Source organism: Mannheimia sp. USDA-ARS-USMARC-1261 (genome assembly GCF_000521605.1).
GTDB classification, from domain to species: domain Bacteria; phylum Pseudomonadota; class Gammaproteobacteria; order Enterobacterales; family Pasteurellaceae; genus Mannheimia; species Mannheimia indoligenes.
Genome location: NZ_CP006942.1, coordinates 181,286 through 206,959 on the forward strand (window position 1 = coordinate 181,286; position 25,674 = coordinate 206,959).

Genomic DNA, 25,674 nt, shown 5'->3' on the forward strand with positions numbered 1-25,674 from the left:
AAATCGATCACAAAAGAAATTGATATTTCTTCTTAAATTAATCGCCGGCTACTATATCAATAAAGCAAAGTAATCTCTATAATCTAAATCAATAAAAGCTTTAAAAAATTTAAGGAAAAGTATGCAATTTTCAAAAATGCACGGACTTGGTAATGATTTTGTGGTGGTTGATGGTGTAACCCAAAATGTGTACCTGACAGAGGAGATGATCCGCACTTTATCAGACCGACATCGCGGAATCGGGTTTGACCAACTTTTATTAGTCGAACCGCCTTACGATCCGGAATTGGACTTTCACTACCGCATTTTCAATGCCGATGGCAGTGAAGTTTCACAATGTGGAAATGGGGCGAGATGTTTTGCCCGTTTTGTAACCTTAAAGGGTTTAACTAGCAAAAAAGATATTTATGTTAGCACCGCAAAAGGCAAAATGGTGCTGACGGTGCAAGATGACGACAAAGTGCGAGTGAATATGGGCGAGCCGATTTGGGAACCTGCACAAATCCCATTTACGGCGAATAAATTTGAGAAAAACTATATTTTACGCACTGATTTGCAAACCGTTCTATGTGGGGTGGTGTCGATGGGTAATCCACATTGTGTGCTACAAGTAGATGATGTAAAAACTGCACCAGTGAATGAACTCGGACCTTTGCTCGAAAGCCATGAACGCTTCCCTGAACGAGCGAATATCAGCTTTATGCAAGTGGTGAATCGCAATCACGTCAAATTACGGGTGTATGAGCGAGGTGCAGGCGAAACCCAAGCTTGTGGCAGCGGGGCGTGCGGCACGGTAGCGGTCGGTATTATGCAAGGCTTGTTGGATAATAAAGTACAGGTGGATTTGCCCGGTGGTTCACTCATTATTGAATGGCAAGGCGTAGGGCATCCTCTTTATATGACAGGCGATGCAACACATATTTATGATGGATTTATCAAGCTGTAATTATTGTCGGGAGGGTTAAGCCCTCCCATTTTTTCATTAAATTAACTTCTTCACCAACTCCAACACCACAGGTAATTCGGTTACACCCTCTCTATCCAAGAAATGTCCACCCTGATTTAGGCGAATATAGTCCGCTTGCAAATGTTGAGCGAGAGCATCGCTGTATTTATGATTAACGATAGTATCGTCTAACGCACTCACTACATAGCTTGGAAAATGCGATACGCTCGGTAAAATCGCATAATAATTGGTAAAGGCAGACAGTTCGGGTAAATTTTCTATGGGTTGATAAAAGCCGGACACAAACACTGCCCCTTTAATTTTGGCGTAATTTTTCGCTAAAAAATTCAAAATGGCGATACAGCCCAAACTATGCCCGACAAAAATGGTTTGATCGTTAAGCTCCACATTTTGTGCAAGATGATTTAACCAACCATCTAATGATGGATTTTCCGAATTGGGCATATTCAGCCGCTCACAGCTAACGCCCAATTTTGCTAATTCTTGCTCCAACCACGGAAACCAATGTTTATCGGCATTTGCTGTATAACCGTGAACGATATAAACCTGTGCCATTACACACCTCCTAATTTGACTAAAAAGATTGTAGCAAAAAATGCTAAAATAGCCACATATACTACTTATAAGGAACTCAATGAACGTTTGGATTTTATTAGCGATTTCAATTTGTTTGGAAATTGCTGCTACTAACTTATTAAAATTAAGCAATGGTTTTACCAAAGCCGTACCAACCATTAGCTCGCTGGCACTTTATGGCTTATCGTTTTACTTTCTCTCAATTATTTTCCGCACCTTACCGGTGGGCATTGTTTATGCGGTTTGGTCTGGTGTAGGAATTGTGCTTACTGCCATTGTTGCGTATTTCGCATTCGGGCAGAAAATAGACTTGGCAGGCTTGGTTGGTATTGCGTTGATTTTAGCTGGTGTATTGGTGATTAATTTATTTTCGAAGGTATGATTACAAGCGGTCATTTTTCTGCAAAATTTTGCGAGAAAATGACCGCTTGTTAGTCTTTATAAACCCTTCAACCTCTGATAAATTTCCGCAAATTTTTGGCGTTTTTCTTGATATTCCGCATAGCGAGCCGGGTTTGGCTGATAAACCTGTTCTAACGGTAGCGGCTGGCAGAACTCGGCAATATCTTGGTTTGGATTTAATGCAATTTGAGCCAGTTTCGCTGCCCCTAATGCCGGACCAACATCGCCACCTGTGCGGTATTCAAAGGTTTTACCGCTAATATCGGCAAGCAGTTGTCGCCAGTAGGCACTTTTTGCTCCCCCACCAATTAAGGCAATATTTTCCGCTTTCACGCCGGTTTCGTGAAGTACATCAATCCCTTCCGCTAAATCAAAACTCACGCCTTCAATCACGGCTTTTGCCATCGTAACTTGGTTATCGTTATGACTTAAACCCCAGAATAGGCCTTTGGCGTAAGGGTCATTATGCGGTGTACGTTCGCCTGATAAATAAGGCAAGAAAATCGCATCAGAAGCAGTTTGGTTAGCTTCAACTTGTTGGAATAAGGTTGGCACATCTTTAACACCAAGCGATTTTGCCGCCCAATCGACCGAAGATGCCGCACTTAAAATCACCGACATCAAATGCCAGCGATCCGGTAAGGCGTGGCAGAAACTGTGAACCGCTTTTTGTGGATTAGCGTGGAATTTATCGCTCACTACAAAATAAACACCTGAAGTACCGAGTGAGAGCATTGCTTGCCCTGTTTGGTATAAGCCAATACCGATTGCACCTGCGGCATTATCGCCACCACCTGCCACAATCGGTACAGATTTCATTTTCCACTGTTCGGCAAGAGCTGGGCGTAAATAGCCTGTGATTTGGTTGCCCTCAAATAGTTTTGGCATATTTTCAATGTCTAATCCGCAGGCATTCAGCAGAGAAATGTTCCAATCCCGTTTACCTACATCAAGCCACATTGTGCCGGAGGCATCGGACATATCAGAAGCGTATTCGCCTGTCATTAAGAGCCTTAAATAATCTTTCGGCAACAACACTTTACTCACTTTTTCCGCTACATTTGGTAAGTGTTTCTCCACCCAACGCAATTTCGGGGCGGTAAAGCCCGGCATCATTAAGTTTCCAGTAATTTCACGGCTATTAGGCACTAGTTTTTCCAACTCTTCGCATTCAGCAAAACTGCGTCCGTCATTCCATAAAATAGCCGGGGAAAGCACATTATCTGCGTTGTCTAGTAAGGTTGCTCCGTGCATTTGCCCTGTCAAACCGATAGCTTTTACTCCACTTAAATCGTGTTTCGAAACGAGTTCAAGCATTGCTTCATTAGTGGCATTCCACCAATCTTGCGGATTTTGTTCAGACCATAATGGCTGTGGGCGGGAAATAGGCAATGATTTTTGCGTAATGGCAATAATGTGTTGATTTTCATCGAGTAACACGACTTTCACACCCGATGTGCCGAGATCGATTCCAATATACATAAATATTCCTTTGTCATTGAATACAAGCGGTCATTTTATTCGGGAAATTTGCAATTTAACGTTTTGGAGATCCATCACCCCTCTTTGCTAAAGAGGGGGATCAGATCGAGCTTAAATTTGCAAAATTTTTACAAAAAACAACCGCTTGTAGATTAACGATAAATATAGCTATTCACTAAATTTTCTAAATATTCTTGCTGACCCGAAACCGGTTTTGGATCTAAGTCTTGGGTTTCTACGATTCTAGCAAGATCTTCAAGGCTGGCTTTGCCAGTTAATATTTGCTGACCTAGATCTTGATTCCAGCCTGCATAGCGATTATCCACTACTTTTTGCAACGCTTGGTCTTCAATCATTTTCGCTGCACGTTTTAGTGATAATGCTAATACATCCATTGCACCAATATGGGCGTGGAATAAATCATACGGGTCGGTACTTTGGCGGCGGATTTTTGCATCAAAGTTGAAACCACCTGTAGTGAAACCGCCTGCTTTTAAGATTTCGTACATTACAAGGGTGTTTTCCTCCACGCTGTTCGGGAATTGGTCGGTATCCCAGCCTAATTGCGGGTCGCCGCGGTTTGCGTCGATAGAACCGAAGATGCCTAATGCCGTTGCGGTTGCAATTTCGTGTTGGAATGTATGCCCTGCAAGCGTAGCGTGGTTGGCTTCAATGTTCATTTTGATTTCATTTTCTAAACCGAACTGTTTTAAGAAACCGTAAACGGTTGCGACATCATAGTCGTATTGGTGTTTGGTTGGCTCTTGTGGTTTTGGCTCAATTAATAGTGTGCCTTTAAAGCCGATTTTATGTTTATGTTCTACCACTAATTGCATAAAGCGACCGATTTGTTCACGTTCACGTTTGAGATCAGTATTGAGTAATGTTTCATAACCTTCACGTCCGCCCCATAATACATAGTTTTCACCGCCTAAACGTTTGGTGGCATTCATTGCGGTGAAAACTTGTGCTGCCGCCCACGCAAATACTTCCGGATTTGGGTTGGTGGAAGCACCTGACATATAGCGAGGGTTGGTAAAGCAGTTTGCGGTTCCCCATAATAATTTCACGCCGGTTTCTGCTTGTTTTTGCTCTAAAATATCCACAATGGTGTTGAAATTGTGTTGATATTCCTTAAAGTTGTTGCTTTCCGGTGCAACGTCTACATCGTGGAAGCAGTAGTAAGGCACGCCTAATTTTTGGAAAAATTCAAAGGCAATTTCCGCTTTTTGCTTCGCACCTTGCAGTAAATCACCGGTTTTTTGCCAGCTTCTGTCAAGCGAACCTACACCGAACATATCATTCCCTGTCCAGCAGAATGTATGCCAATAGCAAACCGCTAAACGCAAATGTTCTGCCATTGTTTTGCCTAAAATCACTTCATTTGGATTGTAGTGTCTGAATGCGAAAGGATTGGTTGAGTTTGCCCCTTTGTATTGTACTTTTGAGATTTTGTCGAAATAGTTAGACATAACAATGCTCCTATGTATTGGAAAAATGATGTTTCGGCGACATCATTGGAGAATTATCAAAACCATTCAATTACGATATTTCGTTTTTTAATTTAGATTATTGGTTAATGTGGCGTAGATCACAAAAGTGAAAAATCGTAATGGTATTGAGAAATATGATAATTGCACTTCATTTGAAATCAGCCCAGACTTTGAGCGAGCGAGAACAGGCTCAAACATTATTTTTATAACCAATGAGGTGAACTATGAAACTCAAGTCCAAATTATTAGCAGTTGCTACCGCCACCTTAATGGCATTTAGCCACTCGGCAATTGCCAAAGATCTGAAAATCGGTATGTCTATCGATGATTTACGCTTAGAACGTTGGCAAAAAGATAGAGATATTTTTGTGAATAAAGCGGAAGCCTTAGGTGCAAAAGTGTTTGTGCAGTCAGCAAATGGTGATGCAACAGCTCAAATTTCTCAAATTGAGAATATGCTAAACAAAGATATTGATGTATTAGTGATTATTCCGTTTAACGGCGAAGTGTTATCAAACGTGATTGCGGAAGCGAAAAAAGAAGGTGTTAAAGTTTTAGCTTATGACCGCTTAATCAATAATGCAGATATTGATTTCTATGTTTCATTCGATAACGAAAAAGTGGGTGAGTTACAAGCACAAAGCATTATCGAGCAAAAACCGGAAGGGAATTATTTTTTAATGGGTGGTTCACCTGTTGATAATAACGCGAAATTATTCCGTAAAGGACAAATGAAAGTGCTACAACCGCATATTGATAGCGGCAAAATTAAAGTGGTGGGCGACCAATGGGTGGATTCTTGGTTAGCGGAAAAAGCCTTACAAATTATGGAAAATGCTTTAACCGCCAATAAAAACAACATTGATGCAGTAGTGGCTTCAAACGATGCCACTGCAGGTGGTGCAATCCAAGCATTAAGTGCTCAGGGCTTATCTGGCAAAGTGGCGATTTCTGGTCAAGATGCAGACTTATCGGCAATCAAACGCATTATTGCGGGTACACAAACAATGACTGTTTATAAGCCAATTACGAATCTTGCAGATAAAGCAGCTGAAATTGCAGTAGCACTGGGTAAAGAAGAAAAAGTTGAAAGCAATGCGAAATTAAATAACGGCAACAAAGAGGTTGAATCTTACTTATTAGAGCCTGTGGTAGTAACCAAAGACAATATTGATGACACCGTGATTAAAGACGGCTTCCACACTAAAGACGCAGTATATAAATAAATCACTTTAATTTTTCTAGATGGCGAGGCTTCCTCGCCATTTTTTGAAAATAAGGGGCTAAGTATGGCGAAATTATTAGAAATGAAGAACATCACTAAAAAGTTTGGTGAAGTTGTAGCATTAAATAATATTTCAATTTCCCTTGAAACCGGTGAAATACTTTCTTTGTGTGGTGAAAATGGTTCAGGCAAATCAACCTTAATGAAAGTATTGTGTGGCATTTATCCTGCCGGTGAGTATGAAGGGGAAATCTATTTTTCCGGCGAAAAACTGATTGCCAAAAATATTAAAGATACTGAAGAAAAAGGCATTTCCATTATTCACCAAGAATTGACCTTAGTAAAAAATATGTCGATTTTGGAGAATATGTTTTTAGGGAATGAAATTACCAAATCAGGTATTACAGATGACAATGAAATGTATCTACGTTGTAAAACTTTGTTAGAGCAAGTGCAACTGGATATTGACCCAAACACCAAAGTAGGGGAGTTAGGCTTAGGGCAACAACAATTAGTCGAAATTGCTAAAGCCTTGAACAAACAGGTACGTTTATTAATTTTGGACGAACCAACCGCCTCTCTTACTGAAAAAGAAACCGATATTCTGCTTAATCTAATTAAAGACTTAAAAGCTCATAATATTGCTTGCGTTTATATTTCTCACAAATTGAACGAAGTTAAAGCTATTTCCGACAAAATTTGCGTGATCCGTGATGGCGAACATATCGGCACTCGCTCGGCAATCGGTATGAGTGAAGATGACATTATCACGATGATGGTGGGGCGTGAAATTACCTCGCTTTATCCACACGAACCGCACGAGATTGGCGAAGAAATTCTCCGTGTTGAAAATATTACCGCTTGGCATCCGACTAATACGCATATCAAGCGGGTCGATAATGCTAATTTTGTGCTACATAAAGGCGAAATTTTAGGTGTAGCAGGTTTGGTCGGTTCGGGGCGAACCGAAATGGCACAATGTATTTTCGGATCTTATCAAGGCAAATATCAGGCTGATGTTTATCTCAATAACCAAAAAATAAAAATCAAAAATTGTGCTCAAGCCATTGAAAATCACATTGTAATGGTGCCGGAAGATCGCAAAAAACACGGCATTGTACCGATTATGGGAGTTGGCAAAAATATTACTCTCTCTGCATTGCCGCAATTTTGTTTTGGAAAAAAAGTGATAAATGAACCGCTTGAAGAGACCATTATCAACCAATCTATTGCCAAACTAAAAGTAAAAACTTCCTCGCCTGAATTAGCCATTGGACGTTTAAGTGGCGGTAATCAGCAAAAAGCAATTTTAGCAAAATGTTTGCTGCTCAATCCGAAAATCTTAATTTTAGACGAGCCGACACGAGGTATTGATGTGGGGGCGAAATATGAAATTTATAAACTCATCAATCAATTAGCTCAAGAAGGAATGGCGATTATTGTGATCTCTTCCGAATTGCCAGAAGTATTAGGCATTAGCGACTGTGTGTTAGTAATGCACGAGGGCAAAATCAAAGCAAACCTCATCAACCAAAATTTAACCCAAGAAAAAGTGATGGAAGCGGCACTCAAGGAGTAATCTATGAACAAGTTAAAATCAATCAATTTACAAGTCTATATTATGCTGATTGCCATCGTGGTGATTATGAGTTTTTTCTCAATTGCAACAGATGGTGCCTATTTAAGTGCCAGAAACATTTCTAACCTGCTACGCCAAACTTCCATTACAGGTATTCTTGCCATTGGTATGGTATTTGTGATTATTTCCGCTGAAATTGACTTATCTGTTGGTTCACTAATGGGTTTACTTGGCGGCTTTGCTGCGATCAGTAATGTCTGGTGGGGTTGGCCTTTACCGCTAACCATTGCGGTTACACTTGTTTTAGGCTTGATGATCGGGGCGTGGAACGGCTGGTGGGTGGCTTATCAAAAAGTACCATCTTTTATTGTAACCCTTGCAGGTATGTTGGCATTTCGTGGCATCTTAGTCGGTATCACTAACGGTACAACGGTTTCGCCTATTAGCAATGAAATGACAACAATTGGTCAAGGCTACTTGCCTGATATGGTCGGTATGGCTTTAGGTACAATCGGTATTCTCTGCTTTATTGCTTGGGGTAGCTACCAACGTAAGGCAAGACAAAAACTTAATTTAACCGTTCCTACCTTCCCAAAAGAAACTTTCAAATATGGCATTGTAGCGATGATAGTATTAGGGGCAATTTATCTGCTCAATGATTATCGTGGCGTACCATTCCCGGTATTGGTATTAGTGGTATTAGCGATTGCAGGCACATTCCTAGCTCGTAAAACTGCCTTTGGTCGCCACGTTTATGCGATTGGTGGTAACATTGATGCCGCACGTCTCTCCGGTATTGCAGTTGAAAAAATCAAACTTTCCATCTTCGCATTAAACGGATTATTAGTCGCCATTGCAGGTTTGATTTTAAGCTCTCGCTTAGGAGCTGGTGCTCCGTCAGCAGGGCAAAATGCCGAGCTTGATGCTATCGCTGCCTGTGTGATTGGCGGAGCAAGTTTGGCTGGTGGTATCGGCACAATTTACGGTGTAGTCATCGGAGCATTTATCATCGCCTTACTGGATAACGGAATGAGTATGCTTGATGTGCCAACCTTCTGGCAATATATCGTAAAAGGTGCGATTTTACTGCTTGCAGTATGGATGGATACTGTTAGCAAGAAAAAAGCCTAATTGCTCCCCTGATGCAAGCGGTCGTTTTTTGTAAAAAATTTGCAAGAAACGACCGCTTGTCTAGAATGATATAAATGTAAATCTTTAATAGCCCTAAATTGTTTTGAAACAGAAACATCACTTTCACTCAGCGGAGATACTTATGAAACAACGCAGATTTGGTAAAACCAACAAAATGGTGTCAGAAATTGGTTTAGGCACTTGGCAGCTTGGGACGAAATGGGGCGATCCGTTTAATCACCAAGAGGCGATGGCAATTTTAGAAACCGCCTATGAGCAAGGCATCAATTTTATTGATACGGCTGATGTGTATAACAACGGGCAAAGCGAGAAAGCGATTGGCGAAATCTTGAAAAAATATCCTGACTTTTTCTATGTGGTAACCAAGTGTGGGCGAGCGTTAAATCCACATACAGCTGAAATGTACACGCCACAGGCAATCGAAAAGTTTGTTGAGGGTAGTTTAAGCCGTTTAGGTACAGAAAAGTTAGATATGATTTTGCTCCATTGCCCGCCAACCTCGGTGTATCGCAATGATGAGATTTTTGCAAAATTGGAACAGCTTAAGTCTAGCGGAAAATTGATCGACTACGGTGTGAGTATCGAAACTGTCGAAGAAGGTTTGCTGGCAATGGATTACGATATTGCCGCAATGGAAGTCATCTTCAATATGTTCCGTCTAAAACCGTTGGAGCAACTTTTCCCAACCGCACAGCAAAAAGATGTGGGCATCATTGCCCGAGTGCCGTTAGCAAGTGGTTTATTAACCGGCAGATACAGTGCTAGCACACAATTTGGCAAAGATGATCACCGAACATTCAACCGACAAGGTGAAGTCTTTGATAAAGGCGAAACTTTCTCTGGTGTGGATTATCAACTTGGCTTACAAGCAGTAGAAGAGCTGAAAGCCTTATTCGGTACGGAAGATTTAATTCCTCACGCATTACGTTGGGTATTGATGAATGAAGCCGTTAGTACAGTAATTCCAGGTGCAAGTAAAGTTTCACAAGTGATTACTAACGCAGCAGTGGATAACTTCCCGCCACTTACTGAAAATGAAATGCAAAAAGTGGAAGAGATTTACAACTGCTTAATCCGCCCAAGTGTGCATCATTTGTGGTAAATTTCTAAGAGCAAGCCACGAATTTTCGTGGCTTTTGCTTGTTCCCCGATTTTGATTTAATATTATTCTATTCACGGAGGGGAACAATGACAGAGCAATATCATAAAATCGCCCTGCTTTTTAATGCAAATAAAATTTACGATCGTGGCGTAATGCGAGGGATTGGGCAGTTTATTCAGGCTTCTCAATGCTCTTGGGATATTTTTATTGAAGATGATTTTGTCTATCATAAAAATACCATTGAAAGCCTCTCCATTGACGGTATTATTGCCGATTTTGACGATCCTGAAACCGTTGAGCTACTAAAAGGCATTAATGTACCGATTGTCGGTGTGGGCGGTTCTTATCAAAATCCTGATTTTTACCCGAAAGTACCTTATGTCGCAACCGATAACTATGCGTTGGTAGAAGCAGCATTTCTACACTTAAAACAAAAGGGTATTAACCAGTTTGCCTTTTATGGCTACCCGGCAGAAACGGAAAAACATTGGGCGGTAGAGCGTCAAAACGCTTTTATTCAGCTGATGGAAAAATATGAACATCAACCGAATTGTTACATTGGCGACCAAACTCATTCCGATAACTGGCTCGAACTGCAAACGAAACTCGGTGAATGGCTGCAAACCTTGCCGCCTCACACAGGAATTATTGCGGTAACAGATGCTAGAGCCAGACACCTTTTACAAACTTGTGAACATCTAAAAATTGCCGTGCCGGAGCAGCTTTGTGTGATTGGTATTGATAACGAAGAGCTGATTCAATATCTCTCCCGTGTGTCGCTTTCCTCTGTTACACAAGGCACAACACAAATTGGCTATCACGCAGCGAAGTTGCTTTACCGCAAACTAAACGATCTGCCTGTTTCATTTAAACCGATTTTGATCCCTCCGCTGAAAGTGGAAGAACGCCGTTCCACCGATTACCGTTCTTTACAAGATCCTCTGGTTATTCAGGCAATGCACTACATTCGCCATCGGGCTTGTCAGGGAATCAAGGTTGAGCAAGTGTTGGATCATCTGAAGATTTCTCGCTCTAACCTTGAACAGCGTTTTAAAGAGGAGATGAACAAAACCATTCATCAAGTTATCCACGAGGAAAAGCTGGCTCGAGCAAGATATATGCTCAAATTTACCGATATTTCGACCCAAGAGATTGCCAATGTGTGTGGATACCCTTCCTTACAGTACTTCTATGCGGTGTTTAAAAAAGAATTTGGCAAAACCCCGAAAGAGTTTCGGGAAGAGTAGTTACAAGCGGTCGTTTTTACGCAAAATTTTGCATATAATGAGCAATATTTTTTATTACTCAACGCATTCTAAATGACCAAACACAAACGCCCTACTTTGCAAGATATTGCCTCCCATCTCGGCATTACCAAAATGACAGTCAGCCGTTTTCTGCGTGATCCGAACACGGTAGCGAAAGAGACGGGAGAACGCATAGCACAAGCGATTGAGCAGTTTGGTTACATTCCGAATCGAGCCCCTGATATTCTTTCGAACGCCAAAAGTAGAGCGATTGGCGTGCTTGTTCCCTCTCTTACCAACCAAGTATTTGCGGATGTGATCAAAGGCATTGAACAGATTACCGACAAGGCGGGCTATCAGACAATGCTTGCTCACTACGGTTATAGCGAAGAGAAGGAAGAGAAACGGATTGAATCGCTGCTTTCTTATAATATTGATGGCATTATTCTCTCTGAAAATCACCATTCTGCCCGCACGCTAAAAATGCTGGAAGTAGCTCGTATTCCAGTGATTGAGATAATGGAGTGCGAAGGTAGCATTCAACAAGCGGTCGGATTTGACAATATTTCTGCGGCACAAGCGATGGTGGAAACGATGATCAATCGAGGAAGCCGCTACATTGCCTATTTCGGGGCGAGAATGGACAAACGCTCTCAACTTAAAATGCAGGGCTACGAGCAGGCGATGCAAAAACACGGTTTGACACCATTGAATATCACGACCGAAGAGCATTCCTCTTTTACGCTCGGAGCAGAACAACTCCGCCAAGCTCTAGTTCAACAACCGCAGCTAGATGGTGTGTTCTGCACCAATGACGACTTAGCCATCGGAGCATTATTTGAATGCCAACGTTTAGGCATCGCTGTGCCGGAACAGATCAAAATAGCAGGCTTTCACGGACACGATGTTGGGCAATCCCTTACTCCACAGCTTGCCAGCGTGATTACCCCTCGCTTACAAATGGGCAGAGTGGCAGCACAAGAATTGCTCAACCGCATTCACGGCATACCGCAACAAAGCCCGATCATCAATTTGGGGTATCAGATTCATTTGGGAGAGAGTGTGTAGGGGCAAATTGTAATTTGCCCCTACGGTGTTATTTGGCTAACAATGGTTTAACCGCCTCCACACATCTCTCCACCACTTCTTCAAAACTACCGTCGATATCAATAAAGAGCACATCCGGTTCGTCTGCTTGTGGAATTTCGAGAGTGTTGAACTGGCTTTGCAACATTTCGGGTTTCATAAAATGTCCTTTGCGTTGTTTCATTCGTTCCAGCACCAGCTCAAATGAGCCGTTTAGGAATAGGAATTTTACATCAGCATTGCCCTCGCGGATTTGATCACGATATTTTTTCTTTAATGCCGAGCAGACAATAATCCCTTTTTCGCTTTTCTGTTCTAGGCTGAAAGCGGCATCGTTAATTCGCTCTAACCACGGGCGGCGGTCATCATCATTTAGCGGTGTACCACTTGCCATTTTCACTATGTTCGCACGAGGGTGAAGATCATCCCCATCAATCAATTTCAACCCTAATTTCTGTGCAACAGCCGTACCAACAGAGGTTTTACCGGTGCTGGATACCCCCATTAAGATAAATGCTTTTCCTTGAGACATTGTCTGCTCCTATGTTATCGGTAACTCTTATTTGAGCTTAATTTAGCAGTTTAAAACGAAAAATCATCTGCTATTTCTAAGAAATTTGAAGTAGATCACAAATTTAAAATAAAAATTACGCAACCGTTTACTATTTATTAATTTTTATATATGTTACCGATAACATTTATATGAGGGAAAATGCTATGAAAATATCTACCTTATCCTGTGTTGTGAAAGGAAAAAAGTCAGTTGATGTTGTTTCACAAGAAATTAACTTTGATGAACAAAATCAAGGACAAACATTGGTGCAAATTACACGAGGAGGAATTTGTGGTTCAGATCTTCACTATTATGAACATGGAAAAGTTGGTAACTTTGAAATTAAGCACCCTATGATTTTAGGGCACGAAGTCATCGGTAAAGTTGTAAAAACTAACTCTCGAGCGTTATTTGAAGGGCAGAAAGTTGCTATTAATCCGAGTAAGCCTTGTTTCAATTGTAAATATTGTTTGAGTGGGGAAACTAATCAATGTGAAACAATGAGATTCTTTGGGAGTGCGATGTATAACCCTCACGTTGATGGAGGATTTACTCAGTATAAAGTGGTAGATGACACACAATGTATTCCATATCCCCAAGAAGTTTCTGACGATATTATGGCATTTGCAGAGCCATTAGCCGTCACTATTCATGCTGCCAAACAGGGTGGAGATTTACAAGGTAAAAAAGTATTTATTTCCGGTGTGGGACCTATTGGATGTTTGACTGTTGCTGCTGTAAAAGCTCTTGGTGCAACTGAAATTATTTGTGCTGATATTAGTCAACGTTGCTTAGATCTAGCATTAGAAATGGGAGCAACCAAAGTATTACACGCAATAAATAGTGATTTTTCTGACTACTTAAAGCATAAAGGTGAGTTTGATGTTTCATTTGAAGCATCGGGACATTCATCTTCAGTAGAACGTTGCTTATTAGTAACTAAAGCAAAAGGAACTGTAGTGCAAATTGGTATGGGAGCACCTATTCCTGAATTTAATATGATGACACTTATTGCCAAAGAAATTAATTGGAAAGGCTCTTTCCGTTTTGTTGAAGAGTTTAATACTGCTGTGGAATGGCTGGGTTCGGGTAAAGTTAATCCGCTACCATTACTTTCTGCTGTATATTCTTTTGAGCAGCTGGAAACTGCACTACAGCAAGCAGGCAATAAAAATGAAATTTCAAAAATTCAGCTAACATTTGCATAACCGGGAGGCAATGATGCGTGATTTATTTTCTTTAAAAAATAGACGAATCTTAATTACAGGCTCAGCTAGAGGCATTGGGCGTTTGTTAGCTGAGGGTGTGGCGGAATATGGTGCTGAGGTTATTATTAATAGTACCAATCAAGAAAAATCTCAATTAGTAGCTGATGAGCTTAATGCGAAAGGATTGAAAGCTTATGCTGTTGCTTTTGATGTTACTGATACACAAGCAGTACATCAAGCAATAGACTATATTGAAAGCAATATAGGAACAATAGATGTTTTAATTAATAATGCAGGTATACAACGCCGTTATCCATTCTGTGATTTCCCTGAGCAAGAATATGATGAGGTTATTAAGGTTAATCAAAAATCGGTATTTATTGTTTCTCAGGCTGTTGCTCGTTATATGGTTAAGCGACAATCAGGAAAAATTATTAACATCGGCTCGATGCAAAGTGAGTTAGGAAGAGACACAATCACTCCATATGCAGCCTCTAAAGGAGCAGTAAAAATGTTAACGAGAGGGATGTGTGTAGAGTTGGCTCGCTATAATATTCAGGTGAATGGTATTGCTCCAGGTTATTTTAAAACTGAATTAACTCGTCCTTTAGTTGAAAATAAGGAATTTTCTGACTGGTTATGTAAACGTACACCTGCTGCTCGTTGGGGAAATCCTGAAGAGCTAATTGGAGCAGCCGTTTTCCTATCATCTAAAGCCTCAGATTTTGTAAATGGACATTTACTCTTTGTTGATGGCGGTATGCTTGCTGCCGTTTAATTTTATTATTAAGGAATAATTTATGTTAATTTTTGTTTTAATTGCGTCAATAGCATTGCTATTGCTACTTATCATCAAATTTAAAGTACATGCTTTTGTTGCTTTAGTCTTAGTTAGTTTACTCACTGCTATTGTAACTGGAATACCTGTAGATAAGATTCTACCTACACTTCTAGGTGGATTTGGTAATACATTGGCTGCCGTTGCATTACTAGTTGGATTTGGTGCAATGATAGGGCGTTTATTAGAGATTACAGGTGGTGCAAAAGTATTAGCTGATACTCTAATTAACAAGTTTGGTGAGAAAAGAGCACCCTTTGCACTTGGTGTAGCATCTTTCTTATTTGGTTTCCCAATTTTCTTTGATGCTGGTTTAGTTGTAATGCTACCAATTATTTTTAGTGTAGCAAAACAGTTTGGTGGCTCATTATTCCGTTATGCTTTCCCTGCAGCGGGGGCATTTGCTGTAACTCACGCTTTCTTACCTCCTCACCCTGGTCCTGTAGCATCAGGAGAGTTATTAGGAGCTAATATTGGCTTACTTACCATTGTGGGCTTAGTTTTGGCAATTCCAACATGGTATTTTGCAGCTTATTTATATGGTACTTATTTAGGCAAAAAATTTGAATTACCTATTCCAAAAGCGTTTTTAAACTCCGCACCAATTAATGAAACAGCCGTATTAAACCCACCAAGTTTTAGAAAGGTATTAGTTATTTTATTAATGCCATTATGTTTAATAATGTTAGATACTGTTTTGAATACTTTATCAGTTGCAAAAGTTGTAGATGGATCAGCATTATGGGTGCAAAGTTTACGTTTAATTGGTAAAACGCCAGTTGCTTTGCTTATTAGTTTATTAGTTACGATCTTTTTATTAAAAGAACAACGTAGTGTTGAACAAATTGAAAAAATTTGTGATAACGCATTAGGACCGATTTGCGGTATTGTTTTAGTAACGGGTGCTGGCGGTATGTTTGGTGGTGTACTACGTGCAAGCGGTATCGGAGATGTATTAGCTAACTTATTTGCTGATACTGGAATGCCGATTATTGTAACAGCATTCTTAATTTCTACTGCTCTTAGGGTGGCTCAAGGGTCAGCAACAGTTGCAATTACCACTACTTCTGCATTGATTGCACCTATGGTTGCAGCAAGCACAGGTTTAAGTGAATTTGATTTATGTTTTATCATAATTTCGATTGCATCTGGTGCAACTGTTTTGGCTCACGTTAATGACAGTGGTTTCTGGTTAGTAAGCCGTTTCTTGGAAATTGATACCAAGACTATGTTTAAAACGTGGACAGTACAAGAAACACTAATTGGATTAGTTGGTTTCGGTCTTTCGTTTGTGGGCAGTATTCTTCTGTAAAATAGGTGATATAGTATAAATAACAAGCGGTCGTTTTTTTGTAAAATTTTACAAGAAAATGACCGCTATTTTTTATTTACAAAGAGATATAGTTACTTACGATTCAACCAAACCATATACTCCGCCGTACCTTCTGCCACAGTTTTAAATTTACCTGTGTAGCCGGCAGCTCGTAAGTTCGTGAGATCTGCTTGTGTGAAAGTTTGGTAGCGAGATTTTAAGTGTTCCGGGAATGGGATTGTTTCAATTTCGCCTCTGCCATGGTATTTGATTACCGCATTTGCCACTTCTTCAAATGACTCTGCTTTACCTGTTCCAAGGTTGAAAATGCCCGATACACCGTTTTGCCACGCCCAAAGATTGACTTTTGCCACATCTTCTACATAAACAAAATCACGCAAGAACTGCTCAGAACCTGCGAATAATTTCGGGTTTTCGCCTTTTAGCATTTGATTATTGAGATGGAACGCTACACTTGCCATCGAACCTTTGTGTTGTTCACGAGGTCCGTAAACGTTGAAGTATTTGAATCCACAAACCGGCGAATCGGCTTCCGGTAAGATGCTGCGGACATATTCGTCAAATAGGAATTTTGAGTATCCGTAGGCATTTAACGGACTTTCAAATTCACGTTTTTCGATGAAATTATCAGAGCGTCCACCGTAAGTTGCAGCACTTGAGGCATAGAAAAACGGAATTTGTCGATCCAGGCAGAAATGCAATAACTCTTTTGAATATTCGTAGTTATTTTGCATTAAGTATTTGCCATCCCACTCGGTGGTTGCCGAGCAAGCACCTTGATGGAAAACCGCATCAATCTCGCCAAAATCATCACCAGCAATAATAGAAGCAATAAAATCTTCTTTATCGCAGTAGTCGGCAATATCTAAATCCACTAAATTGATAAATTTTTCGCCATTTTTCAGGTTATCTACCACTAAAATATCTCTACGACCGATTTCATTTAACGCTTTGATAATATTGCTGCCGATCATTCCGGCACCACCGGTTACGATAATCATTTTTTTATCCTTTTTAACTGTTCAACTTGATTTATTATGGTTTTATTGCATTGAATTTGCAAATTTTTACGCTTTTTTAACCGCTTGTAGATACTTATTTTGCTCTCGCAATCTGCTTTTTCAGCTTCTGCATTTTTTCTTTAATGCGTTGGCGTTTGAGAGCGGAAATATGATCCACGAATAGTACACCATTTAGGTGGTCGATTTCGTGTTGAATGCAAATGGCGAATAAGTCGTTTGCCTCAAAGATAATTTCCTCGCCTTTACGGTTTAAGGCTTTCACTTTTAATTTTTCTTTGCGTGGCACTAGGGCACGGTGTCCTGGAATGGAGAGGCAGCCCTCTTCAATACCTGTTTCGCCACTACTTTCTAATATTTCAGGGTTGATGAGAACCACTTGGTTGGTTTTATCGCCTTCAATATCAATCGTAATCACACGTTTTAATACGCCCACTTGCGGTGCGGCTAAACCGATGCCTTCGTGTTCATACATTGTTTCAAACATATCATCAATAAAACGATTTAATTCTTCATCAACCTGTTCTACAGGTTCGCACATTGTTGCAAGCCCTTCATCAGGGTAGAGTACAACCTCTAATACAGCCATTTTTGTGATCTCTCTCGAAAAGTTTAAAAAATTCGTTTGGCTATTTTAAACCTTTTCTTATTATTAGGGAAGTGTTGAGGAATAAAAATGGCATATCAATACAATTTATTACGATTATTACAAGTTCCGCAATTTGGTGCACAGCGGATTGGGCGATTATTAAGCGAGGTTGATTTTGCTCAATTTTGCGATTATGACAAATTGCAGCTTAAGCAAATGGGCTGGAATGAAAAGCAAATTCAACGTTGGTTTAATCCGGATAAAAATTGGATTGAGCAATCCCTTACTTGGGCGGAACAAGAAAACCAACGAATTATCACATTATTTGATGAGAGCTATCCGTTTCTTTTACGTCAAATTTCCACTGCACCACCGCTGCTTTATATAAGGGGGGCAGTAGAAAGTCTTACATTACCACAAATTGCAATTGTAGGTAGTCGAGATTATTCCCCTTATGGAGAATATTGGGCTGGACAGTTTGCTGAACAACTCACTCAACATAATCTAGCCATAACCAGCGGATTAGCGATTGGCATTGATGGTTTTGCCCATAAAAAAGTGGTTGAACAGCAAGGCATCACAATTGCGGTTTTGGGGAGTGGTTTAAATCAGGTTTATCCTGCTCGGCATAAAAAATTAGCGGAGCAGATTGTGGATTTAGGTGGTGCGTTGGTGTCAGAGTTTTCACCCAATCAGCCACCGATGGCAGAAAATTTTCCTCGTCGTAATCGGATTATCAGCGGTTTATCGCTCGGCACTTTAGTGATTGAAGCAACTATCAATAGCGGATCATTGATTACTGCTCGCTATGCGTTGGAGCAAGGGAGAGAGGTTTTTGCCTTACCGAATGCGGTGCAAAACCCGTATGCTCAAGGTTGCCATAAATTAATTAAAGAAGGGGCGTTGTTAGTGGAAACTGTCGCAGATATTTTAGAAGCTATTAGTCATCAATACCAACCACAGCAAATCTCTTTATTTGATAAGCCTTCACTATCAGTAAGTAAGTCCTTACATGCGGTTGAGAAAGAGAAAATTTTTGCAAAAGATTTGCCAAATCTGACCGCTTGTCAGCAGCAAATTTATCAACATATTAACCTAGACCCGATTTCTATTGATGATTTAGCAAAAGCAGTAGAAATGCCGATAGAAGCTCTTTTGGTGGAATTGCTGGGATTGGAATTATTAGGTGTGATTAGGCAGGTAAGTGGGGGTTATGTAAAAATTTAACCCATAGAGTTGGTACTCTATGGGAATGTTTAAAATAACTCAAGAGCTTTTTTCATAATATCTTCAGAGGTCAGTTGATACTCTTTCATTAAAAAATCTTGCGACCCAACTTGACCATAACGTTGGTTAATTCCTATTCGCCTCATTGGTATAGGATGGGTTTCCACTACTACTTCTGCTACGGCAGAACCTAAACCATTTTGAATACTGTGGTTTTCGCAAGTTACGATTTTACCTGTAGTTTTTGCACATTCAATAATACATTCTTTATCAATAGGTTTTAATGTAAACATATCAACAACTGTAGCTTGAATGCCTCTTTGAGCTAATAAATCAGCCGCTTTTAATGCTTCTGCAACCATAATACCATTTGCGATGAGGCTAATATCTTTACCTTTTCGAAGTACTTTAGCTTTGCCAATGGTAAATTTTTCACCTTTCGGATAGATGGTAATAGCATTTTTTCGAATAGTACGAACCCAGTAGAAGCCTTTTAAATCAACCAGTTGCTCAATAATGTTTTCCATCATTGTACCATCGGTAATTTCCAATACGTTTGCATAAGCTAGTCCACGTATTAGCCCCATATCTTCAAATGACATATGGGTTCCTCCATTGTAAACAGCAGTAATGCCTGCATCAGAAGCAATGACTTTTACGTTGTTTTTTTGATAATCAATGGACATAAATAATTGATCTAAGCAACGACGACTAGCAAAAGCAGTAAATGTATGTACGAATGGAATATGTCCAGCAATAGATAAACCTGCAGCCATTCCAACTACATTTGCTTCCATAATACCGCAGTTAATAACTTGATTTGGAAGTTGTTTTTGTACTTTATCCATAGTCATACAGCTCATTAAGTCTGATTCAAGTTGGATTATAAGCGGATTATTTTCCATTCGTTTTTGCAAAGTATCGGCGTAGATCTTACGCATTTCTAATGCATCAACTTGCATATTTGGCCTCCAACTGGGTAATAGCTTGTTCTATAGCTAGACGAGAATCTTGATCTAAACGAAGATGGTGGCAGTTATTCAAATTTTCTAAATAATATACACCTTGTCCTTTTACGGAATTTAAAATAACTACTAACGGTTTAATATGCGACTGTGATAGAATTTTATAGAGTGTCATAATATCATCGCCTTTTACTTCTACAGTTGAAAACCCGAAACTTTGGAATTTCTTTTCTAAATCAAAGGGATTGATGATATCGGTTAAGTAACCATCCAACTGTTGTTTATTATAATCTACGAATATAGTTAAGTTAGTGAGTTGATGATGGGCAATAAACTGAAATGCTTCCCAACATTGCCCTTCATTCAATTCTCCATCACCAACAATGCAGAAGGTTCGATTTGGCATTTTACGTAATTGGTGGGAAAGAGCGATACCTGCAGCAATAGAAATACCTTGTCCAAGCGAGCCGGTAGTTACGTCTACCCCGAGAGTTTTTAATCTATCGGGGTGGCTTGGTAAATTAGTACCGTTTTTATTTAAAGTAAGTAACTGATTAAGAGGGTAATAACCTTTTAGAGCAAGCGTAGAGTAGAGAGCGGGTCCTGCATGCCCTTTTGATAATACAAAATAGTCTCTTCCAGACCATTGTGGATCTTTAGGGTCTAGATTCATTACCTTGCCGTATAATACGGCAAGGGTTTCAACGATAGATAAACTACCACCAAAATGACCGAATCCTAAATTAACTAATGATTTGAGTGTTTCGACTCGGATCTGATTAGCGAATTTTTTAAGTTCGAGTTCATTCATTATTCCTTCTCCTTAGAATTTGTTCTATTGGCGAAGTAGTTATAAGCAACTAGTAGTGCGAATAAACTAACAATAATGGCAGTTATCATATTTTTATCAAATAGTTGTGCCATATTACCTAGTACAATCCCGACTCCACCAAAATCAGAGTCTGAGAAAGTAGTATTAGCAAAGCCTAATGAACCAAGTACAGGAAGTAAAAATACAGGTAAGAATGTAATTAATACACCGTGTGCAAAAGCTCCTATAATTGCACCACGACGACCGCCTGTTGCATTACCGAATACGCCAGCAGTTGCTCCACAGAAAAAGTGGGGAACAACACCAGGTAAAATCAATACCCAATTAAGTTGACCTAAAATAGCTAGGCTAACGACACCTCCTGAGAAACTAGCTAGGAAACCAAGTAATACTGCGTTAGGTGCATAGGGGAATACAATTGGACAATCAAGAGCGGGTTTTGCATTTGGTACCAGTTTTTCCGAGAAACCAGTAAAAGCGGGTACTATTTCAGCGAGTACTAAACGAACACCTTGTAAAATTACATAAACACCAGCTGCAAAGGTAATAGCTTGAATAGTTGCATAAACCAAGTAATGTTGCCCTCCACTTAGAGTCGAAACGTATTCACTACCTGATGCAATTGCTAAAATATAGTAAATTACCATCATTGTGAGTGAGATAGAAATTGAGCTATCACGTAAGAAACTAAGATTTTTAGGTAAATTCATTTCCTCAGTAGATTTAGAACCTTTACCTACAAGGCTGCCGATTGACCCTGCAAGTACATAAGCTAAAGTACCAAAATGACCTAAACCAACGTCGTTACTACCAGTAATTTGTTTCATATAACGATGAGCAATAGCAGGGAAAAATGCCATAATCAATCCAAGAGTAAGCGAGCCAACAAATACGAGTTGTATACCTTCGAAACCAGCTACTGTAAGGATTACACCTATCATACAGGCCATATAGAATGTATGATGACCTGTTAAGAAAATAAATTTTAAACGAGTAAAACGTGCAACTATGATATTTGCCGCCATACCGAATGCCATAATTAGTGCAGTAGCAGTTCCGTATTTTTCTACAGCCACTGAAACAATTGCTTCATTGTTTGGAATTATACCTTGTACACTAAAGGCATGTTCAAACATCCCACCTAACGGTGTCAGAGAGCTTAATAATATAGTGGCACCACCACCTAAAACTAAAAAACCTAGAATTGTTTTAACTGTACCTTTTATAATATCAGAGAATGATTTTTTTTGAGCAATAAGCCCTACCATTGCGATTATACCGACTAATACAGCGGGAACTTTTAGAATATCTAAGATAAAAAAGAGTAAAGATTCCATACAACACCCCATTAACGATTAAAATAAGCGGTTAATTTTTCTTCAAATTCTGCCAAGCCAACCATATTTTTGATGACAATAATTTTGTCTGCAGGCACATTACTGCTTGCTGCAATATCCTTAGCCATTACAAATAGATCTGCGTCGTTTGGTGTAACAGAAGCAAGGTCAGTATGACTTACGTCTGCTTCTACTCCAATTTTATTTAGTGCTTTTTTGATGTTCATTTCCATCATAAAACTACTACCTAAACCCGAACCACAAACAGCCATAATTTTCATAATTAAATCTCCATTGATTGTTTATTAAACAGAATTAATATGTAGTTATACTATAAAGTTAAAATGATAACGCTATCAAACAGAAAAATTTAAAAATGTGATAGCGTTAACATTTTTGAGAATTGGTTGGCTGTTTTTTGAGCGTTTAGAGGATTGGTTCTTTTTTATTAAATCGCAATATATTGATTTATCCTATAATACTAAATATTAGGAATAAATTATGACAAATGAACCAATTAGAAATAGAAGATCTTCAGGCAGAATTACTTTAGCAGACGTTGCGAAAGTAGTTGGTGTTGGGCAAATGACAGTTTCGCGTGCATTACGCACCCCTGAGATGGTTTCAGAGCCATTACGCAAACGTATAGAAGAAGCTGTTATTGAATTAGGATATGTCCCTAATTTTTCTGCACGACAATTAGCATCAGCAGAGGCTCGTAATTTAGTGATAGTTACGTCATCAATTACTTCTGTAGAAAATACGCTTATCTTATCTGCATTACAGAAAAGTTTATCAGAGTTAGAATTACAAATTGTTATTTTAATAGCTACACAAAAATCATGGTTTAAAGAGTTATTGAATCACGCTCCGCAAGCAATTGCTTTTCTAAATGTAGAATGCCCTGAAGAGGTAAGTGAGTGGATCAAAAATAGTAAGATTCCGACTGTTGAAATAGGAACAATTAAGGATAATCCTATTCATTTAAATGTAGGAATTGATAGTAAAGAAGCAATGGAAAATATGATCCATTTTTTGATAAAAAAGGGGTATCGTGAAATTGGTTTACTTTCGGCTAAACAGGATTTACAGATTTTTAAACAATACTTAGAAAGTTGGCATACTACATTATTTACCAAACATATTGATCCCTTAATGATTCACCACATTGCTGAAGAAATTTCTTTTTCTGCAGGAGCTACATTATTAAACGATGCTTTGTTAAATTGGGGAAATATAGATGCATTGGTTTTTTTATCAGATCAATTAGCTTGTGGGGCACTATATGAAGCATTACGGCGGCATATAAATATTCCTAAAGAAATTGCAGTTGCTAGTCTTGGTGGGTTAGAAGTCGGGAATATTTCTTATCCTAGATTGACAACAATTGCAATTCCTTACGAGCAAATGGGGAAAATAGCAGGTAAACAATTAACTACTCTTCTAAAGGGGAAAAGGTTGCTAAGTGATGAAATGGTAGTGAAGTTATCAACTAAATTAGTAGAGCGTGATAGCACATAGTAAAAAGATTTATATAAAATTAGCAAAATATCGTGGCAACTTTTGTAGAAAATGATAGAATTTAACGCTTTAAAAATAAATGTTCGATTTTTTTATTCATTTCTAGGTTATATATGGCTACTGAGATTAAAACAAAGTCCCTTGAACAAGTTGAACACAAAGGGGCAAAAAGTAAAGGTGTAAATACCGTATTATGGGTGTTATCCATTGCACTTTTAGTGGTTGCAGCAGTAGGAAATACTTATTTTGCATCACACTTTTCATTAATTGTTCGAGTGCTTTTATTGGTGGTTTTATTGATTGGAGCAGTAGCACTCGCAGCTATTACTAATCAAGGTCAAAAAGCAATTCATTTTATAAAAGATTCTCGTACAGAGCTTCGCAAAATTATTTGGCCAACCCGCTCTGAAGCAACGCAAACCACGTTAATCGTACTTGCAATGTGTGTGGTTGTTGCGTTAGTGCTATGGGGTATTGATTCAATTATTGTGGCATTAATTACATTTTTAACAAATTTAAGGTTCTAAAATGAGTGAAGTAGAAGCAAAAGAAAGCAGCTCAAAACGCTGGTATGTATTACAAGCATTTTCAGGTTTTGAAAACCGTGTGGCAGTAACATTACGCGAATACATCAAACTTCATAAAATGGAAGAGCAGTTTGGCGAAGTATTAGTGCCAACCGAAGAAGTTGTAGAAAATGTTGGTGGCAAACGCCGTAAAACTGAGCGTAAATTCTTCCCCGGCTATGTGTTAGTGGAAATGGAAATGAATGACGATACCTGGCACTTAGTAAAAAGTGTTCCGCGTGTAATGGGCTTTATTGGCGGTACGGCGGATCGTCCTGCACCAATTACCAAGCGTGAAGCTGATCGCATTCTAAACCGTGTTCAAGAAACGGCAGAAAAACCACGCCACAGAAAAGAATTCCAGCCGGGCGAAAGCATTCGAGTAACAGAAGGTCCATTCGCAGACTTTGCCGGTACAGTAGAAGAAGTGGATTACGAAAAAGGTCGCTTGAAAGTGTCTGTATCAATTTTCGGTCGTGCAACACCGGTTGAGCTTGAATTTGGTCAGGTTGAGAAACAGTCTTAATTTAGACAAATTTATTAATAACCCCGCAAATGCGGGGTTTTGTTTTTTTATTGTTTGTTGTCATTAAAGTGTCATAAATATTGAATAGAATTTGTAGCGGTAACATACCACAACCTATGAGAGGACTTTATGAAAAAACTAGCTCAATTGACTTTTTCCGCTATTGTTGCATTCTGCTTTATGACATCAGCCAATGCACAACAAGCGGTCAAAAATACGCAACATTCTGCAAAAGCGAAATAGCAAGCGGTTCATTTTCATTGATTTCTTGCGAAATAGAAAATCTGCTTGAAAAACGTTCGCCGACTCATTATAATACTGCCCTCATACGAGCCGTTTGGCTCGTATTTTTATGTAAAACAAACCACAGGGGAGCTGATTTTCAGCGTTATCACCCACAACAAAGGAAACTTTAAAATGGCAAAAAAAGTCCAAGCCTACGTTAAACTGCAAGTTGCAGCGGGTATGGCTAACCCATCACCACCAGTTGGTCCTGCATTAGGTCAGCAAGGTGTTAACATTATGGAATTCTGTAAAGCATTCAACGCTCGTACTGAGAGCTTAGAAAAAGGTTTACCAATTCCAGTTGTTATCACTGTATATGCAGATAAATCTTTCACATTCGTTACCAAAACTCCACCGGCAGCAGTATTACTGAAAAAAGCGGTAGGTATCAAATCAGGTTCTGGTAAACCGAACAAAGATAAAGTGGGTACAGTTACTCAAGAGCAAATCCGTCAAATCGCTGAAACTAAAGCAGCAGATATGACTGGTTCAACTATCGAAACGAAAATGAAATCAATCGCTGGTACTGCTCGTTCAATGGGCTTAATCGTAGAGGAATAATAC

The 25,674-nt window shown here is 39.4% G+C and carries 26 protein-coding genes; 16 read left to right on the forward strand and 10 right to left on the reverse strand.

Annotated features, from left to right (window positions below):
* Window positions 1-121: 121 nt before the first annotated feature.
* On the forward strand, window positions 122-946 hold the full coding sequence (dapF, locus tag X781_RS00860; protein WP_025235116.1) for a diaminopimelate epimerase: 825 nt from the start codon (window positions 122-124) through the stop codon (window positions 944-946).
* A 36-nt stretch (window positions 947-982) separates the two neighbouring features.
* Here dapF and X781_RS00865 read toward each other — a convergent pair whose 3' ends face one another.
* On the reverse strand, window positions 983-1,522 hold the full coding sequence (locus X781_RS00865) for an RBBP9/YdeN family alpha/beta hydrolase (RefSeq protein WP_025235117.1): 540 nt from the start codon (window positions 1,520-1,522) through the stop codon (window positions 983-985).
* Window positions 1,523-1,601: 79 nt separating this feature from the next.
* Here X781_RS00865 and X781_RS00870 point away from each other — a divergent pair, with 79 nt between their 5' ends.
* Window positions 1,602-1,925 carry a DMT family transporter gene (locus X781_RS00870; RefSeq protein ID WP_025235118.1) on the forward strand — a complete coding sequence of 108 codons (324 nt, stop codon included), beginning with the start codon at window positions 1,602-1,604 and terminating at the stop codon, window positions 1,923-1,925.
* Between the two features lie 56 nt (window positions 1,926-1,981).
* Here X781_RS00870 and xylB read toward each other — a convergent pair whose 3' ends face one another.
* Together xylB and xylA are read right to left on the reverse strand one after the other, a co-directional pair.
* Window positions 1,982-3,427: a xylulokinase gene (gene xylB / locus X781_RS00875; protein WP_025235119.1), complete on the reverse strand. Its 1,446-nt coding sequence runs from the start codon at window positions 3,425-3,427 to the stop codon at window positions 1,982-1,984.
* A gap of 152 nt (window positions 3,428-3,579) precedes the next feature.
* The gene (gene xylA / locus X781_RS00880; RefSeq protein ID WP_025235120.1) at window positions 3,580-4,899 is read right to left on the reverse strand and encodes a xylose isomerase; all 1,320 of its coding nucleotides are present in this window, start codon (window positions 4,897-4,899) and stop codon (window positions 3,580-3,582) included.
* A 245-nt stretch (window positions 4,900-5,144) separates the two neighbouring features.
* On the opposite strand from xylA, the gene xylF reads away from it, so the two are divergent.
* From xylF to gntR, 6 genes are all read left to right on the forward strand, one after another.
* Complete coding sequence (xylF, locus tag X781_RS00885; protein WP_025235121.1) at window positions 5,145-6,146, forward strand: D-xylose ABC transporter substrate-binding protein; 1,002 nt, start codon at window positions 5,145-5,147, stop codon at window positions 6,144-6,146.
* Window positions 6,147-6,209: 63 nt separating this feature from the next.
* Window positions 6,210-7,724, forward strand: coding sequence for a D-xylose ABC transporter ATP-binding protein (xylG, locus tag X781_RS00890; RefSeq protein ID WP_025235122.1), 1,515 nt, complete (start codon window positions 6,210-6,212; stop codon window positions 7,722-7,724).
* A 3-nt stretch (window positions 7,725-7,727) separates the two neighbouring features.
* Window positions 7,728-8,855, forward strand: a complete 1,128-nt coding sequence (locus tag X781_RS00895) for a sugar ABC transporter permease (protein ID WP_025235123.1) — start codon at window positions 7,728-7,730, stop codon at window positions 8,853-8,855.
* Window positions 8,856-8,997: 142 nt separating this feature from the next.
* Entirely contained in the window at window positions 8,998-9,978 is a 981-nt protein-coding gene (locus X781_RS00900) for an aldo/keto reductase (protein WP_025235124.1), read from the forward strand.
* A gap of 86 nt (window positions 9,979-10,064) precedes the next feature.
* Complete coding sequence (locus X781_RS00905; RefSeq protein ID WP_025235125.1) at window positions 10,065-11,225, forward strand: XylR family transcriptional regulator; 1,161 nt, start codon at window positions 10,065-10,067, stop codon at window positions 11,223-11,225.
* Between the two features lie 72 nt (window positions 11,226-11,297).
* Window positions 11,298-12,293 carry a gluconate operon transcriptional repressor GntR gene (gene gntR, locus X781_RS00910; RefSeq protein ID WP_025235126.1) on the forward strand — a complete coding sequence of 332 codons (996 nt, stop codon included), beginning with the start codon at window positions 11,298-11,300 and terminating at the stop codon, window positions 12,291-12,293.
* 28 nt (window positions 12,294-12,321) lie between these two features.
* On the opposite strand, the gene X781_RS00915 is transcribed toward gntR, so the two are convergent.
* Window positions 12,322-12,843 (reverse strand): gluconokinase, encoded by a 522-nt coding sequence (locus X781_RS00915; RefSeq protein WP_025235127.1) that lies wholly within the window; start codon window positions 12,841-12,843, stop codon window positions 12,322-12,324.
* Between the two features lie 185 nt (window positions 12,844-13,028).
* Here X781_RS00915 and idnD point away from each other — a divergent pair, with 185 nt between their 5' ends.
* Genes idnD through X781_RS00930 form a run of 3 tightly spaced genes read left to right on the forward strand, consistent with a single transcriptional unit; the run spans window position 13,029 to window position 16,222 of the window.
* Window positions 13,029-14,072, forward strand: coding sequence for an L-idonate 5-dehydrogenase (idnD, locus tag X781_RS00920; RefSeq protein WP_025235128.1), 1,044 nt, complete (start codon window positions 13,029-13,031; stop codon window positions 14,070-14,072).
* 13 nt (window positions 14,073-14,085) lie between these two features.
* On the forward strand, window positions 14,086-14,850 hold the full coding sequence (gene idnO / locus X781_RS00925) for a gluconate 5-dehydrogenase (protein WP_025235129.1): 765 nt from the start codon (window positions 14,086-14,088) through the stop codon (window positions 14,848-14,850).
* Between the two features lie 22 nt (window positions 14,851-14,872).
* Window positions 14,873-16,222 carry a GntP family permease gene (locus tag X781_RS00930; protein ID WP_025235130.1) on the forward strand — a complete coding sequence of 450 codons (1,350 nt, stop codon included), beginning with the start codon at window positions 14,873-14,875 and terminating at the stop codon, window positions 16,220-16,222.
* A 92-nt stretch (window positions 16,223-16,314) separates the two neighbouring features.
* On the opposite strand, the gene rfaD is transcribed toward X781_RS00930, so the two are convergent.
* Together rfaD and def are read right to left on the reverse strand one after the other, a co-directional pair.
* Window positions 16,315-17,244 carry an ADP-glyceromanno-heptose 6-epimerase gene (rfaD, locus tag X781_RS00935; protein ID WP_025235131.1) on the reverse strand — a complete coding sequence of 310 codons (930 nt, stop codon included), beginning with the start codon at window positions 17,242-17,244 and terminating at the stop codon, window positions 16,315-16,317.
* A 94-nt stretch (window positions 17,245-17,338) separates the two neighbouring features.
* On the reverse strand, window positions 17,339-17,851 hold the full coding sequence (gene def / locus X781_RS00940) for a peptide deformylase (RefSeq protein ID WP_025235132.1): 513 nt from the start codon (window positions 17,849-17,851) through the stop codon (window positions 17,339-17,341).
* An 87-nt stretch (window positions 17,852-17,938) separates the two neighbouring features.
* Between def and dprA the strand changes: the two genes are divergently transcribed.
* Entirely contained in the window at window positions 17,939-19,078 is a 1,140-nt protein-coding gene (dprA, locus tag X781_RS00945; protein WP_025235133.1) for a DNA-processing protein DprA, read from the forward strand.
* 29 nt (window positions 19,079-19,107) lie between these two features.
* Here the strand turns inward: dprA and X781_RS00950 are convergent, their stop codons facing one another.
* The 4 genes from X781_RS00950 to X781_RS00965 are packed head-to-tail and all read right to left on the reverse strand — an operon-like array spanning window position 19,108 to window position 22,493.
* Entirely contained in the window at window positions 19,108-20,040 is a 933-nt protein-coding gene (locus X781_RS00950; protein WP_025235134.1) for a transketolase family protein, read from the reverse strand.
* Entirely contained in the window at window positions 20,030-20,854 is an 825-nt protein-coding gene (locus X781_RS00955) for a transketolase (RefSeq protein WP_025235135.1), read from the reverse strand. The genes X781_RS00950 and X781_RS00955 overlap by 11 nt, the downstream gene beginning before the upstream one ends.
* On the reverse strand, window positions 20,854-22,212 hold the full coding sequence (locus tag X781_RS00960) for a PTS ascorbate transporter subunit IIC (protein WP_025235136.1): 1,359 nt from the start codon (window positions 22,210-22,212) through the stop codon (window positions 20,854-20,856). The genes X781_RS00955 and X781_RS00960 overlap by 1 nt, the downstream gene beginning before the upstream one ends.
* 11 nt (window positions 22,213-22,223) lie before the next feature.
* Window positions 22,224-22,493 carry a PTS sugar transporter subunit IIB gene (locus tag X781_RS00965; RefSeq protein ID WP_025235137.1) on the reverse strand — a complete coding sequence of 90 codons (270 nt, stop codon included), beginning with the start codon at window positions 22,491-22,493 and terminating at the stop codon, window positions 22,224-22,226.
* Between the two features lie 220 nt (window positions 22,494-22,713).
* Between X781_RS00965 and X781_RS00970 the strand changes: the two genes are divergently transcribed.
* The 4 genes from X781_RS00970 to rplK all read left to right on the forward strand — a co-directional run bounded on the left by X781_RS00970 (window position 22,714) and on the right by rplK (window position 25,671).
* Window positions 22,714-23,733 carry a LacI family DNA-binding transcriptional regulator gene (locus X781_RS00970; RefSeq protein ID WP_025235138.1) on the forward strand — a complete coding sequence of 340 codons (1,020 nt, stop codon included), beginning with the start codon at window positions 22,714-22,716 and terminating at the stop codon, window positions 23,731-23,733.
* Between the two features lie 113 nt (window positions 23,734-23,846).
* A complete protein-coding gene (gene secE / locus X781_RS00975) occupies window positions 23,847-24,260 on the forward strand; it encodes a preprotein translocase subunit SecE (RefSeq protein WP_025235139.1) in 414 nt (137 codons plus the stop codon).
* 1 nt (window position 24,261) lies between these two features.
* Window positions 24,262-24,825, forward strand: a complete 564-nt coding sequence (nusG, locus tag X781_RS00980; RefSeq protein ID WP_025235140.1) for a transcription termination/antitermination protein NusG — start codon at window positions 24,262-24,264, stop codon at window positions 24,823-24,825.
* A 417-nt stretch (window positions 24,826-25,242) separates the two neighbouring features.
* Window positions 25,243-25,671 carry a 50S ribosomal protein L11 gene (rplK, locus tag X781_RS00985; protein ID WP_025235141.1) on the forward strand — a complete coding sequence of 143 codons (429 nt, stop codon included), beginning with the start codon at window positions 25,243-25,245 and terminating at the stop codon, window positions 25,669-25,671.
* Window positions 25,672-25,674: the final 3 nt, after the last annotated feature.